Source organism: Paenibacillus sp. FSL R10-2736, from assembly GCF_038000245.1.
Taxonomy (GTDB): Bacteria; Bacillota; Bacilli; order Paenibacillales; family Paenibacillaceae; genus Paenibacillus_AQ; species Paenibacillus_AQ phytohabitans.
The window spans coordinates 1,305,426-1,319,860 of sequence record NZ_JBBOBN010000002.1 but is presented as its reverse complement, the minus strand read 5'-3'; the positions used below and the strand labels follow the sequence as shown (position 1 = coordinate 1,319,860).

Annotated in this window: 13 protein-coding genes; 7 read left to right on the top strand and 6 right to left on the bottom strand. The window is 52.1% G+C overall.

What is annotated here, in order from left to right:
- Positions 1-121: 121 nt before the first annotated feature.
- The 3 genes from NSQ73_RS33880 (at position 122) to NSQ73_RS33870 (ending at position 4,169) form a co-directional block, all read left to right on the top strand.
- Positions 122-1,420 (top strand): MFS transporter, encoded by a 1,299-nt coding sequence (locus NSQ73_RS33880; protein ID WP_340990550.1) that lies wholly within the window; start codon positions 122-124, stop codon positions 1,418-1,420.
- 214 nt (positions 1,421-1,634) lie between these two features.
- Complete coding sequence (locus NSQ73_RS33875) at positions 1,635-3,299, top strand: cellulase family glycosylhydrolase (protein ID WP_340990548.1); 1,665 nt, start codon at positions 1,635-1,637, stop codon at positions 3,297-3,299.
- An 81-nt stretch (positions 3,300-3,380) separates the two neighbouring features.
- Positions 3,381-4,169, top strand: a complete 789-nt coding sequence (locus tag NSQ73_RS33870) for a nucleotidyltransferase domain-containing protein (RefSeq protein WP_340990547.1) — start codon at positions 3,381-3,383, stop codon at positions 4,167-4,169.
- Positions 4,170-4,239: 70 nt separating this feature from the next.
- Here the strand turns inward: NSQ73_RS33870 and NSQ73_RS33865 are convergent, their stop codons facing one another.
- Genes NSQ73_RS33865 through NSQ73_RS33845 form a run of 5 tightly spaced genes read right to left on the bottom strand, consistent with a single transcriptional unit; the run spans position 4,240 to position 9,169 of the window.
- On the bottom strand, positions 4,240-5,253 hold the full coding sequence (locus NSQ73_RS33865) for a Gfo/Idh/MocA family protein (RefSeq protein WP_340990545.1): 1,014 nt from the start codon (positions 5,251-5,253) through the stop codon (positions 4,240-4,242).
- Complete coding sequence (locus NSQ73_RS33860) at positions 5,250-6,443, bottom strand: radical SAM/SPASM domain-containing protein (RefSeq protein WP_340990543.1); 1,194 nt, start codon at positions 6,441-6,443, stop codon at positions 5,250-5,252. Before NSQ73_RS33860 ends, NSQ73_RS33865 begins: the two co-directional genes overlap by 4 nt.
- Positions 6,443-7,564: a UDP-glucuronosyltransferase gene (locus NSQ73_RS33855; RefSeq protein ID WP_340990541.1), complete on the bottom strand. Its 1,122-nt coding sequence runs from the start codon at positions 7,562-7,564 to the stop codon at positions 6,443-6,445. Before NSQ73_RS33855 ends, NSQ73_RS33860 begins: the two co-directional genes overlap by 1 nt.
- Positions 7,565-7,580: 16 nt before the next feature.
- Complete coding sequence (locus NSQ73_RS33850) at positions 7,581-8,930, bottom strand: hypothetical protein (RefSeq protein WP_340990539.1); 1,350 nt, start codon at positions 8,928-8,930, stop codon at positions 7,581-7,583.
- Entirely contained in the window at positions 8,927-9,169 is a 243-nt protein-coding gene (locus NSQ73_RS33845; RefSeq protein WP_340990538.1) for an acyl carrier protein, read from the bottom strand. The genes NSQ73_RS33850 and NSQ73_RS33845 overlap by 4 nt, the downstream gene beginning before the upstream one ends.
- A gap of 157 nt (positions 9,170-9,326) precedes the next feature.
- Between NSQ73_RS33845 and NSQ73_RS33840 the strand changes: the two genes are divergently transcribed.
- From NSQ73_RS33840 to NSQ73_RS33830, 3 genes are all read left to right on the top strand, one after another.
- Positions 9,327-10,250: an AraC family transcriptional regulator gene (locus tag NSQ73_RS33840; RefSeq protein ID WP_340990537.1), complete on the top strand. Its 924-nt coding sequence runs from the start codon at positions 9,327-9,329 to the stop codon at positions 10,248-10,250.
- Positions 10,228-11,214, top strand: a complete 987-nt coding sequence (locus NSQ73_RS33835) for a hypothetical protein (RefSeq protein ID WP_340990535.1) — start codon at positions 10,228-10,230, stop codon at positions 11,212-11,214. Before NSQ73_RS33840 ends, NSQ73_RS33835 begins: the two co-directional genes overlap by 23 nt.
- A gap of 323 nt (positions 11,215-11,537) precedes the next feature.
- The gene (locus NSQ73_RS33830; protein ID WP_340990534.1) at positions 11,538-13,421 is read left to right on the top strand and encodes a leucine-rich repeat domain-containing protein; all 1,884 of its coding nucleotides are present in this window, start codon (positions 11,538-11,540) and stop codon (positions 13,419-13,421) included.
- An 88-nt stretch (positions 13,422-13,509) separates the two neighbouring features.
- On the opposite strand, the gene NSQ73_RS33825 is transcribed toward NSQ73_RS33830, so the two are convergent.
- The gene (locus tag NSQ73_RS33825) at positions 13,510-13,917 is read right to left on the bottom strand and encodes a GNAT family N-acetyltransferase (protein WP_340990533.1); all 408 of its coding nucleotides are present in this window, start codon (positions 13,915-13,917) and stop codon (positions 13,510-13,512) included.
- Positions 13,918-14,047: 130 nt separating this feature from the next.
- Between NSQ73_RS33825 and NSQ73_RS33820 the strand changes: the two genes are divergently transcribed.
- Positions 14,048-14,137: a putative holin-like toxin gene (locus tag NSQ73_RS33820; RefSeq protein ID WP_332910058.1), complete on the top strand. Its 90-nt coding sequence runs from the start codon at positions 14,048-14,050 to the stop codon at positions 14,135-14,137.
- Positions 14,138-14,435 lie beyond the last annotated feature (298 nt).

Below are 14,435 nucleotides of genomic sequence, written 5' to 3'. Positions count from 1 at the left end.
GTGACAACGCTCCGTGCAAAGTCTGAACCGGACGAAACTGCACGGAGCGGACTACAGCTCGTCCGTTCGGCTTTGCACTTTCATTGAATTGTTAAGAATTCATTGAAAGAGGAGCAGAGTCATGATAACAAAATTCAAAGTCAACCTCAGGGAGCTTCGTACTTTCCTGATTTTATGGATTACACAGTCATTCTCGGCACTGGGCAGTGCAATGACCGCCTTTGCCCTGGTGATCTGGTCTTATCAGCAGAATGGATCGGCTCTAACCAGCTCTCTGTTGGTTATCTGTTCTTACGCACCTTATGTCCTGCTCAGTATCTTCGCAGGTGCACTGAGCGACCGGTGGAACAAGAAAGCTACGATGCTGATCAGTGACAGCTTTGCGGCACTTTGTACCGTCACGGTCCTTATACTGATGACAATGGGTAAACTCCAGATCTGGCATCTGTATCTGATTAATACCTTGACTGGCGTGATGAACACTGTACAGCAGCCGGCGTCGGATGTAGCCATTAGCCTGCTGGCTCCGCAGCAACATTACCAGAAGGTTAGCGGAATGCGTTCCTTTTCTAATTCGCTGGTTACCATATTGACGCCTATACTCGCTACTTCAATACTTTCCTTCACCAGTATCCGGGTTGTGATCCTGTTTGATCTGATTACCTTTGCCACAGCGTTCACGGCATTGCTATGCTGTGTCCATATCCCGCAGGTTCCTAAGCGGAGCAGCACCGATAGCGAGACGATATTGCAATCGGCTTCAAGCGGCCTGCGGTATCTCAGGGATAACCGTGGCATTCTGGATTTGATCCTTTTTTTAGCCTTGATCAATTTCACCGCCTCCATTTTCAATGCTGCCCTGCCCGCAATGATGCTCTCACGGACGGGTGGCGGAGAGCTGGCGCTGGGGATGGTCAACACCGTTACAGGGATAGCCCTGATGCTTGGGAGTATTTCAGTTGCTATCCTGCCGCCGCCCAAAAGCCGGGTCCGGGTCATTTGTAATTGCCTGCTTTTTTCCATGAGCACCGAGAATTTCTTCCTTGCCTTTGGCAGAAGCACGCCTATATGGTGTTTGGGTGCAATCCTCGGATGGATATTCATTCCTGTTATGAACGCTAATATGGATGTGCTGTTCCGCTCCACAATTCCAATTGAGATGCAGGGGCGTGTCTATTCGGCAAGGAATACCTTGCAGTTTTTCACCATTCCATTGGGATATCTGTGCGGCGGTATACTGGTAGACAGGGTGTTTGAACCCTTTATGGCAGGGCAGCCGCTAGGCAGCCTGTGGGTCGCACTGGTCGGAACAGGCAAAGGCTCCGGAGCAGCTTTGCTATTCCTGGTAATCGGAATTACCGGTGCATTATCTTGTCTGCCGTTCCGGGCGGACAAACATATCTGGAGGTTGGAGGAATAGCTTCTCCTCCCCCAACTTACCCCAACTGCAATTAGCACAGGGTGGCTCTAAGGCTGCCCTGTGCTTTTTCAATTTCCGAATATATCCCAAATGCGAATTAACATAAACGTTTCCAATTATTCATAATTCATCCTAATTCAGATGAATACGTTAACATTCGGATCGTATGCTATAAAGTCTGACCTCACTGAAATCACTAAGAGGAGGAAAATGGATGTCGTTCGGGTTCCGGAAGTTGGGTGTATGGTTTGCAGCTTTGATATTGCTGGCAGGTGCTTATGCGTATCCGGGTTATGAAGTGAAGGCTGAAGGTGCAGCAGGCTATTATCACACCTCAGGCAACAAAATCGTGGATTCCGCCGGGAATACGGCCGTATTCAACGGACTGAACTGGTTTGGCTTCGAAACCGCGAATTACTCTCCGCATGGGCTGTGGTCCCGTTCCATGGATGATGTGCTCGACCAGATCAAGACGGAAGGCTATAACCTGATCCGGCTGCCCTACTGCAACCAGATGTTCGATGCAGGCTCTGCAGCCAATAGTATCGATTATGCCAAGAATCCTGATCTGGCCGGCCTTACGCCGGTGCAGATTATGGATAAACTGATTGAGAAAGCCGGGAACCGCGGCATCCGGATTTTCCTTGACCGGCACCGGCCGGACTCCGGCGGACAATCGGCGCTGTGGTATACTGCGGCCTATCCCGAAACCCGCTGGATCAGTGACTGGGTGATGCTGGCCCAGCGCTATGCAGATAATCCTACCGTCATTGGAGCCGACCTGCATAACGAACCGCATGGTACGGCAAGCTGGGGAACAGGTAATCCTGCCACAGACTGGCGGCTGGCTAGTCAACGGGCAGGCAATGCCATTCTCGCCGCGAATCCGAACTGGCTCATTATTGTCGAAGGCATTGAGACCAACGTTCAGGGCAACTCCAGCAGCTATTGGTGGGGCGGTAATCTGACAGGCGTGCGTAATTACCCGGTTACACTTACTGTGCCGGACCGGGTGGTCTATTCCCCGCATGATTATGGTCCCGGCGTTGCCTCACAGACCTGGTTCAGTGCTGCCGACTTCCCCAATAATCTGCCGAAGCTGTGGGATGATACCTGGGGATACATCAGCAAGGAACAAATTGCCCCGGTTCTTGCCGGAGAATTCGGCGGGCGCAGCGTAGATACCTTATCGGCGGAAGGGAAATGGCAGCATGCGCTCGTAAGCTACATCGGCCAGAACAATCTCTACTGGACGTACTGGAGTCTGAATCCCAATAGCGGAGATACCGGAGGTCTGCTGCTGGATGACTGGACCTCCTGGAATGCGCCGAAGCAGGCTATGCTGGACCTTATTATGAAGCCGGTCACCTTCACCCCTATTGGTGATCCTGGCGGACCCGGTGAAGGCCCCGGATCTGGCGACCCTCATGCCACACTGCTCTACCGTGCCGGTGAGACGGGGACGGCCGTGGGCTCAATCCGGGCGAGTCTACAGCTGAAGAACGAGTCCGGTACCTCTATTCCGCTGAATGAGCTTACGATACGTTATTGGTACAACAGAGATGGAAACGCTGCACAGACCCTGGAATTTGATTACGCGGTCATCGGCAAAGAAAAACTGCTGACGCAAATCGTCCCCTTGGCTACACCGCGGGCAGGTGCCGATACCTATGCGGAGATCGGGTTCACGGCAGGTGCAGGCTCACTCGCAGCTTCCGGCACAACCGGAGATATTCAGTTCCGCATTCACAACACGAATTGGGCGAATCTCAACCAGACTAATGACTACTCATTCCAGCCCGCCATCATCAGCTACGCCGCGAATGACCACATCACGATTTATCATCTAGGCCAGCTAATTTACGGAATTGAACCCTAAATGTCTGAATTGACCATAGCTGGTGAGCTGTCTAATGGTTACGCTTAATGTGCAGGAGCACGTTAAGGGAGGATGAAAGAGATGTATGCGCACCATAGACAGACGCTGGAGAAGCTGGTGGAGAAGCAGGAGAAGGACCCTTCCTGCCTGGCGGTAATCACCAGTGGTTCAGTAACCCAGGGAACCGCCAAGGAGACCTCGGATGTGGATGTTCACCTGGTATTCACCGATGAAGCCTATGAAGAGTATCACCGGAAGAATAGGCTGTCCTACGTAGACCGTGAAGTCAGCACCTATGAAGGCGGATACGCCGATATCAAAGTGATCAACCTCCGGTTCCTGGAGCTTGCCGCGGGGCGGGGCAACGAGCCGACGAGGTATGCTTTTACCGGTTCAAGCGTTTTATTCTCCAGAATCCCGGAGCTGGGCGAACTGGTCGCCCGAATCCCTGTCTATCCTGAAGAACACCGGGAACGTAATCTGCGGGACTTTTGCGCCCAGATCTTCCTGTATGCTTTTTATTTCGCCAAAGAAGCATCCCGGAAGAACGACGCTTACCTGCTCGCTCACACGGCCAGTAATCTGGTCTTCTTCAGCGGGCGAATGATCCTGGCCTATAACCGGATGCTCTTTCCAAGCCACAAGGGGCTGCTGGATGCCATTGAGGCTGCAGAAGCTAAGCCGAAGGACTTCCGTAAGCTCGCTGCAGAGCTGCTGCAGTCGCCCGGCGCCGATAAGAGTATGCGCTTCGCCGCGAAGGTGCTGGCTTTCTATAATCACGGCCTTACCTTCGAGCAGGCGCTGGGCATTTATGTAATCAACAACGAGCGCTCTTGGATAGAGCAGCCCCCTTCCTTGCAGGACCGTTAACAACAAACAGCGACTCTCCGATGATGGAGAATCGCTGTTTTGACGTTTGGGCCAGGGGCAGATTGCTTCTTCATAGATAAACCCGGTGCTGCTGCGCCTCGGCCATGATCAGGGATTGCAGGTGTACCCGTTCCCATGTAGCTTCCAGCTGCTCCGCCCTTTGCCCGCTCATTATTTCTGCGAAAGCCTCCAGCTGATTGACATAATAGTTCATCGGCGCGAATTCACACAGGGTGCTGCGGTTATCCGGCAGATCATGCCGTATCTTGATTTTGTAGAAGCCTTTGACCGGCCGGAAGAAATCCGGGACCGTCAGCACTGTCTGCGCGAAATGCAGGGTATGCGAAGCCCGGAAGGGCAGCTCGAAGGAAGTCAGACATTCAGCTTCCAGACCGTTCTCATATTGCAGCGCCGCCTGAAGGGTCCAGTCACAGCCCTCCGGCCCGTCAAACGCAGACTGCGCCCTGATTTCACTAGGCTGAAGACCGATAAGGGTCTGCAGGAACTGCAGCCAATAGCAGCCCAGATCGGCAAAAGCGCCTCCGCCCTTCGCCTTGACACTGCGGTAATTCCCGGCATATCTGTCCTTGGCAGGTACCGATATTCTGGTACTAATCCTGCGGAGCGGGCCGAATTCCCCGGAGTCGACTATGGATTTCAAGGCCTGCTGCCAGGGGTGGAAGGCAATCATCATACCTTCGGCGAGCTTCGGAGCAGCGGAGCTTTCTTTTAGCAGCCGTAACCGTTCAGCTTCTTCGGGATGCAGGCACATCGGCTTCTCTACCAATACATGCTTCCCTGCCTCCAATGCCCGGACTGCCCATTCTGCATGAAGCTCATTGCTGAGTGCAATATATACCCCATCCAGATCGCCAAGCTCCAGCAGTTCCTCCAGACTGCCCGCAACATAAGGAATATGGTAAGCCTCTGCCAGTTTCCCTGCCTTTTCCAATGTCCGGTTGGCGATTGCGGTTATCCGCACCTTCTCCACAACCCGCGCTGGCTCCAGCATGGCGGGTACAGCAATATTCGAGGCACCCAGGATACCGAGCCTATAGGCAGGTTGATCACACCCGTTCTTCATACATGCGTCAGGGCAGCATAGGTATTCAGGTACAGCACATTGCATTTGGAGCAGGCCGGCGATAAGCCTTCATCCAGAATCCGCCGCAGCCTGTCGTAGCGGGCTGAATTCCATATTTCCGTCAGCGGCTGCTCCATCACATTGCCAATGGCCAGCTCGCCAAAAAATTTGCAGGCACTGACCATGCCGTTCGGAGCAATATCCACCCGGGTACTGAGCGCCAGACATTTCGATGTACTGCGGGAGAGCATCGGCTTGCCGGCCACAAAATCCTCGATTTCATCAAAGTCGAGCCCCGGCTGGTAACGGATTCGGGTATTATGCCAGGTGTTGCTGTTGATCCGCTTCAGGTCTTCGGTAAGCCTGGTGACATTCTCCGGTTTGATATGGTATTTGAAGGCATGCCAGCTGCTCCGGTGATCCGGCGGAAGCTCCGCCAGCCACTGGAAGTGTTCATCGTAGAAGCGGTCCATTTCCAGGCTCGTGTCCGCAGAGATATACCACGGAAAGCAGAGCAGTACCAGATCGACGCCCTTGTGCTCAAAAAACTCCACCAGCTCATACAATCTGCCGATCATATTGTCATTAATCACATTGTGCACAGAGATCCGGCCGCGGAAGCGGCCTTGCCTGCGCAGCTCGAGCAGCCGTTCGACGCTCTCGATCACCTTCTGAAAGGAGCCTTTGCCGCGCAGCAAATCATGCTCCGCCTCGAACCCCTCGATCGGAATCAGCAGCTCCAGGTTGTCGGATATTGCACACAGCTCCTCTTCATACTTAGGAATCAGATAGGCATTGGTACAGATCGTGGTGTCCCGGGGATGCTCTTGCAGGAGCTCCAGAATCTGCTTGGTATTCCGGTGAAACAGCGGCTCGCCGCCCCATAAATACAGGCGGGACTGCGCTTCATCTGTCTCCTCGAGCAGCCTCCGGATCATCTCCACATCCATATCGAGATTCTGCTCGGCGGTGTCCATATCATGATGATAGCCGGATTCATTCCACTGGTAGCAATGCTTGCAGCGGAGATTACAGCGGTTGGTCAGCTTCAGGGACATAATCTCCGGCATAACGGTTTTGAACCCTGGATCTAGCTTGCGTTCCCTGTGCGGGACCACCACATTCTTAATCGTACGTTTCAGGGCCTCAAAGGACTTGGCGTCCAGGCTCACTCTACTGGTAGGCTGCATTAGCTTCTCCCTTCTGCTGCGGATAGCTGCTCCGCATAGCTTGCCGAATAATCCGGGTACCGGCCCTTGGCTGACTGGAGGTTGTCCGCCAGCTTGCGCAGCGCCTCACGGTCAAAGCCCATCTCGGCCCACTCCCCGTAACGGATACCGTACCCAAGCTCTACCCACAGATCGCTGTTAATCTTCTCATGCGGGCCGAAGGGGTCCAGCAGCACCAGCGGTGTGCCCGAGGCCAGTGAATCAATCAGGGCGCCTCCACCCGGCTTGCTGATGACTGCGGATGCCTGCCGGATGACGCCATACATCCCGTCCTGGTAGTTACGGCAGGGCGGATAGTGGTCCGGCTGGCTGACGGTTACCTCTGCAAAAGGCGGGAAGGTATACTGCCCGCTGCTGTCACGCTTCCAGGTCCGCCACTCCGGATCGTTCATATAATAACGTCTTCCATGGACGGACTCTCCAATCTCCTGAGGACTGTACGCGGCAATATCCAGTTCATACCCTGCCGACTCCAGGCTATCAAACTTCTCGCGGAAGGTGCCAATTCCCCAGCCGCCGCCATGAACAATCAGTCTCCCGTTCCTGGCCGCAGCGGGCAGCGCCTCCGCGGGTCCGGCATCTATGCTGCATAGAATCTCCCTTGCCGCAGGGTCATACATACTTACTTCGCGGTAGCCTTCCGCGTAACCGGGATTCAGCCTGCGGAGATTCTTCCATGACGGCGAGAGGTCGGCATCAATATAGAGCAGGTCAGCCTCCACAGGAAAGCCGGCCAGTTCACGGTACCTGTCCATGACATGCACCCAATGCCCGGATAATACAATGAAGCGCTGCCGTTCTTCCCGCTTCCATTGCTGCAATAAATGTTCCACGGCCGCAGCATCCAGGCTGCTCCGGATATCACCCGGTATTTTCTGCGAGGTCAAGGCTACGGCAAAGCTCTGCTGGTACGCTTTGCGGCTGTTGTCTGTCTGCTGTTTTTTGCTGTCGGACATGAGTGTTTCAAAAACCTCAATCTCCGCCTGGATGCCAAGTGCGGTAAGTCTCCGTTCCATCAGCAGGCCGGGGACATAGAAGCCCAGACCAAAACCAGAGCATAGAATCGTCACGGTGTTATTCATTGGAGGGTCCCTTTCTTTATCGCAGTATAGTGTAGCCCGAGCGCAGAAGCGATTCGTCCAGCTTGCGGGTGAGTCTGTGCTTGCTGTCTTCATCCCGGTAAGCGAGTGCGGCATACAGCTTGCCCTTAGTGGAGCCGGCAGACCGGGACGGGTCAGGAGGCTGAAGTGTGCCCGAAGCCAAAGGAATCACGCCTTCCCCGGCTCCCAGCGAAAATAATATGCCTTCCCGCTCAAGCCGCTCCAGCAGCTCTGCATAATGAACCTCGCCCATGGTTGCCAGCGGCACCTGTAACAGGCAGGTATGCATTCCTTCCTGCTTGAGCTGGCGGTCTACATTATGCTTGATCAGACTCATCGACTTCCGGGCATTGATCTCGACCAGAGGGGCGAGGCTTCCGTCACGCAGCAGCATCGAATCGACGCATACATCACCGAAATAACCGTCTGCATACAGCTCCCGCCCAATGCTGTGCATGATCTCCCAATAGTCTTCCCGGTCCAGCCTTTCGAGCAGAGCCGGCTCCGGGGAGTGGGACTCTCCGAAGGCAAAGCCATGGTTGACCAGCTGCTGAACGGACAATATCGAGATCCGGCCTTCCGGATCAATGTGAAATTGGCAGGAGAAGTCGGTCTCCCGGTCCAGCAGCGGCTCGAGCACAAACTTTATTCGTTTGTCCTGGTTCCGGCTGGATTCCAGGTACCCGGCAATCCGGCGCAATATCCGCTCAGAGTCCACGAGCTGATTGCCTTTGCCGGATACACCATACTCATCCTTGATCAGAAAAGCCCCCTTCTCCAGCAGCGCTTGTCCTGATTGCAGCAGCTCTTCCGCGCTATGGACAACAACAGCGATATTCGGCAGCAGCAGCCTGTCCCGCATAGCAGCAGAGTAGGTTTTGGTGTTCACTTTGCGCACAGTCTGTTCATCCGGGAGAGCGGGCTGAAGCTTATACCGCTTAACCGCCTCATGCGTTCCGGGAAGCACGGCAAAGGGCTCAAGCCATGCTCCTTCCGGTATTAACCTGTCCGGCTCCTGCCCGGGGTTCAGCCTGCCCAGCAATTCGAATACATTCATTGCATTCAGTGCGTTCTGTGCTGTGCCAGATGCCTCCACGCCCAGGGTTAATGGATTCATATTGGTCTTGAATGAATAATGGAGAGATTGCAGATAGTCATATTGAGCCTTGTCCATCCCATGACGGGTTAATAGAATATCTCCGCTCCCGCAGAAGACAAACAGCAGTTCATCCATGGCCTGCACGATAGCCAGAGCCTTCGCATCAGGAACGGATGGCAGAGCAGCCAGATCTTCCTCCCGCCAGTACCGCTCCGATTCCAGGCTGCCGCAGTGTACAGCGTGCTTCATCGTACAGCAAGCTCGGTGACATACGCGGAGAAACGGTCCACCGATTTCAAATGTTCAAGATCAAAGGTATCAAAGTCTACTTCGACATCGAATTCGTCTTCGATTCTCAGAATAAAGTTGATGATTTGCAGCGAATCCAATGCGGCGTCCAGCGTCAGATCGGAGGCTCCGTTCAGCGTCTGAAGCAAGCCCGGCTCCTCCTTGATTTCCGCGATAATCTCAATGACCTTTTGCTGCATGTGTATACCCCTTTCAGTAGGCATAATAGGAATGAATAGGATGAATATACCAAAATTCAATATGTTAATATATGGTTGAATACGCCAAAATATTCAGATATACTAGGATGGGTTCCAGATGTCTATCCTAAGGAAGCAGGAAACGGAGGTTTGTTTTATGGAAGTTTTTCCGGTCTTTACTGGGGAATATCTATTTGACTCCTGTTCGCCGGTACAAATGCTCCTGACTCAGGAAACGGTCACTTCCGTACGTCATCAGCACGATTTTGTGGAGCTCGCCTATGTGGTTCAAGGGGAAGGCATCCATCTGGCAGGTGAGGATAAAATGCAGGTTATGCAAGGGGATTTGTTAGTTATACCGCCCGGGGTTTCCCATGTCTTTCAGCCGCAGGATCTGACCGGTGCAGAGCCGCTCCTCATCTACAATTGTATGCTCAGGCCTGAGCTTGGCAGGATGCTCAGCGGGCTGCCGGAACCCTTCGCTGAAGAAGAGATGTTCCCGCTCCTGGAGCTTCTGGAGGTGAAGCAATGGTTCGGGTATAGGGAGCGCAGCGTGGAGCTGGCCTTATTGCTCCGCCGTATGCATGAGATGCAGAGCTGCGGCTCACTTAAGGATAATCAACAGCAGCTATATCCGTTGCTGTTCGAACTGGCAGACCTCATAATGCCCGCAGCCGCCCTTCCGTTCGCTCAACAGCCCGAGATAGAGTATGATCCGCTGCATGACGTCATCCTGTATATGATCAGTCATTTCAGAGAGAAAATCACACTGAAGGAGATGAGCCGCCAGATTGCGGTGAGCTCCCGCCAGTTTCAGAGATTATTCAAAATTAAGACCGGCAGGTCCTATATCCAGATGCTCCAGGAAATCCGCATGAAATATAGCTGCCTCCTACTGATGTTCACAGAGCTTGGGATACAGTCCATTGCCCTGGAGGTCGGAATTTACGACATGAAATATTTCTACCGGCTATTTCGTGAATATAGCGGTATGACTCCTGCCTCTTATCGAAACCGGTTGCAGAGTCACTTTTTGTCGGCAAAGGAGATGATGAGCAGTGCTGAACATTGCTCCCATTAAGAGTACGCCCTATCCTACCCTGCGCAGCTGTATTGATGACTGTATCCAGTCTGTTGCAGAGTGGCAGGGCAAGGACAGCAAGTGTATGTATGGCAATGCCTGGCAGATGTCCTTCGCAGAACAGCAGTCCCCGGATCAGCCGTTAATTGAGCGGTTAGTGCTGCCGCGGATCAGTACAGAATCCCTGTCTGAGTATCATGGCCTTCTATTCAATTACATTGAACGGAAGGGTCCGGCCATGGATAAGAACTTTCTACTGGACCTTCTGGAGAGCCGGCTGTCTTCGGGAATGCCGGTTCTGGTCGCCTTCGATTCCTATGACTGCCCCTGGTGTGTGGCCTACCGCAGGCTGCATACCAGCCACGCCTGTCTCGCTGTTGGACTGGACCGGCCCGGCAATATCATCTATCTGACGGATGCCTACTATGGCAAAGAGCTTGAAGCAATAGATTTCGATATCCTCGAGCAAGCCTGCCATTTCTATGCCATCTTTGAGCTTTGTGATACTTCGCGTTCCTACACAGATTGGCAGACAACACTTCATGAAATGCTGACGAATCCAGCCAATCAGGTTCAGCCCGGCGAGGTTGCTGCTAACCTCAGATCCTATGCCGGGACCTATCTGCATACAGGAATTCCCGCCGATCATTCTGCCGAAGCCGGTTCCCGCTTCAAGCTGTACGCCAACGCCCTGCCCATCAGCCGGATCCGGTTCAGCCAGTTCCTGCAGCTGCTTAACCGCGAGGCCTCTGAACCTGCACTCTCCCGGGCCACCGAGGGCTACCGTCATGCAGGAGAGCAGTGGGATCTGATTAATCAATTCATGATCAAGGTGATGTGTTCCGGCAATAAGCCGGCCGGGCGGGAGAAGATTCACAGAAGAATGTGTGAAATCATCAGTCTGGAGGAGCAGCTGCTGGAGGAATTGGTACAGTTGACGATGCAGGCTGGACGGGCCCGGTAAGTTCGTTAACAAGGATTATTGCATAGGTACAAAAAAGAAGACGCCCAGGACTTGCAGTTTCCTGGGGTCTTCTTTTTCATTTTTGGGGAAATAGGTTGAAATTGGTGGATTTCCACATTAATATTATGTCAAATCTGTCTCCCGCCATCTGTATCACCTTTACCTGCCCTCACCAACCAAGCCACCTACAAATCACTTGCTTTTTGACAACAGCTGGCTCTATCCTCTCTGGAAAGTGTAATAGAATATAAAGAAGTATAATGAACTCAGATGCCAGCTCAGTATGAGCTTATCATCATCACATCATGAAGGAGGAGGCATTCGTGGCATTTATTCCGTTAAACTGCCCCAATTGCAGCGGAAGAATTGATTACAAGGAAGGTACGATCCTCAAGTGTCCCTATTGCCATACAGAGCTTCTATTGAAGCAAAATCATGTCTACTATGTGGATCAGACCATTAACCATTATCACGGGACAGTTCCTGAGGCCACGGCCACGCCAAAGCCGTCCGTCTCTGTCTCCGTCCCCCTAAGGCTGGTACTTATCCTGTTGCTCGTCCTATCAGGCGCCATCGGTACTTATTTCTATTACGGCTTAGACTCCCCTCAGCACACAACAGAAGCCAATCTGTCTGTGCGGAAGATGCCCGAAAGCGAGGTCCTGCTCTCCTTTTTGCGGGAGATCTTGGATAAAGGCTCTGCAATGCCGACAGAAGAGGAATTGGCCCGTCTGCGCTATTTAACCGTAGATCATTCGGAGAATGACCAGTGGCGTTTCACCTACAGCCTCTCCGATCCCTTCAGCAATGAGCGGGCCGAGAAGATCACATATGTTACCCAGGACAAAAGACTGAATACCCAGCGGATCGATCAGCGGGATTTCGAAGCCTTTAAGGGGCTGACGGCACTGAACCTGATGGATACCTACGAAATCTCCCAGGCAGACCAAACAACGCTTGCCCATATGGCCGGATTAAAAAGCTATGGCGGTGCCTTTAACGAATCCTTCAGCACATTTTCCCGCTACTTTGGCGATAAGTCTAAAATTACGGAGCTAACCACCCAGCTTCGCAGCAATCAGGAGTTGGCGATGTTGCTGGAATTCCCCAATCTAAGCTCTCTGTCCATTACCTATGTGGATGAGTCTGTGACGGATTTTCATTTATTGAATAAGCTACCGCTGAAGTCCCTGTCGCTTACCTTTGTCGATGAACTGGGGTGGTTATCGTCCATGACCGGGCTGTCATCCCTGGCCATCCATTACAGTGAAGCCACAGACCTGCAGCCGCTGTACGCCTTAACCCAGCTTCAGGAGCTTCACCTTTCTTATCTGACCAATGTAAAGTCCATCGACTTTGTGCAAAACATGCCTGCTCTGCAAACGCTTGACACGGAAAATTTGAATTTTTCCAATCTGAAGCCTCTGGCCGGAAAGACTTCCATTACCACACTCCGCCTGGCTTCCTTAAGCCAGCTTAGCTCGGTAGCGGCCGTGAACAGCCTGCCCTCTTTGCGGGAATTCACGTTGTCCGGGTACTACGAGAAGGCAGAAGCGCTGACATTGCCGGGCGTAAGACGGGTCGAAATACCCGGCGACTTTCTCCCCGGACTGAAAGCGCCTGCCGTAACCGCCCTGACGATCCGGGGCGGAACTGCGGAGCTCGATATGGCCGCTCTGGGGAAATTCCCGGAGCTTGCGCAGCTTTCTCTCTGGGACATCGACGAAATGGTCCAGCTTGACGCCCTGAGCGACTTGACCCGCCTGAAGACACTAAGCATCTACGATTCGTCGCTGTATAAGGAGAGCGATGCCTTATTTCGTTTGAAGCAGGTGAACACGCTGGTGTGCTCGGAATGCCGTCTGGATTTCGGCCAAAAGGCTGGCGCGGCGAACAGCGTGCTTGAGCATTTGACCTTAGACCGGCCCTCTTTTAGCATGAACAATAACTCCGTCAGTGAAGTTGACCAGGTGCTTCCTTATTTCGCCAACCTGTCCGCTCTGCGTTCCTTCACCCTGCAAGACAGCAATTTGGCTTCTCTGGAATTCATGAGCAACTGGCAGGCCATCGAAGAGCTTCATCTGGAGAACAATGCCATTTCCAATATAGAAACCTTAAGCCGCTTGCCTAATCTGCAAAAGGTATTTCTGGCCGGCAATTCCGTGTTGAACAAATCCGTGCTTGGTGCGGGCGTGCATGTATATTAATTCCCCTGAAGGTTAATGGTCTATTAAGAAAAAGCCATCCCCAGGCGGAATGGCTTTTTTAACGAACATATCAATACTTATCCAAAAACTACTTTTTTCTAGGAATAACAAAGGCTTTATCAGAATTTTCAAATCCAATGCGAGGGTAAAATTCCATAGCTACCGGTGAAGAAAGTAAAACCAAAGAAACTTCTTCTCCTAATTTTTCTTGTGTCAGTTCAACAAGCCGTTTACCCAAACCATTTTTTTGAGACTCTTTGTCTACAGCCAAATCAGATAGATAACAACAATAATAGAAATCAGTAATGGAACGTGCAATGCCAACAAGTTTATCTTCATGCCATGCGCTTATCATTACATCTGCGTTCTGAATCATTTTTTGAATACGGTCTGCATCGTGTACAAGTCGCTTAATTCCAGACTTTCTAAATAGCTCAGCTACTTGTTCACCAGTTACAGCTTCATCCTGCTTATATACTATTTCCACATTTATCATCCCCCGCCAAAGTTTCACATCAACAAGGTTGCCTTTCGCAATCTATCCAAGGGCCTGTAAGCGTGTTATAATCGCAGGAGCAATAGAAGGCTTGCAAGGGGCGGTCGGCTAATCTCCCGGAAGGGAGGTGATGCTCATGGAGGTTTATCAAGCGTTGTCACTGATGTTCATGTTTGGCATGTTCATTATTGCTCTGCTGAATTACCTCAAAAAGAAATAGACCGCCCTGGTCAAAGGAGACGGTCTATTTCTGCCTAAACCTATTACCGAGCCGCCGCCCTTAAAAGCGGCTATTGCAAACGGGGAGTCGTGTTGACGCACGGCTCTCTTTGCATTGTACGTCTTTTCTGCCTTTACTATACCACAAATAAATTAATAAAGTAATAATGTAGTAACGTACAATTACTACGCTACATTACTACATTTAAAAGTTTTAAATTATTTCAATTGGAACGACACCGTACCAATTTGCTTATCACTCTGCTGACCAAGCTGCGGCAGATAAACTCGACTTCCTG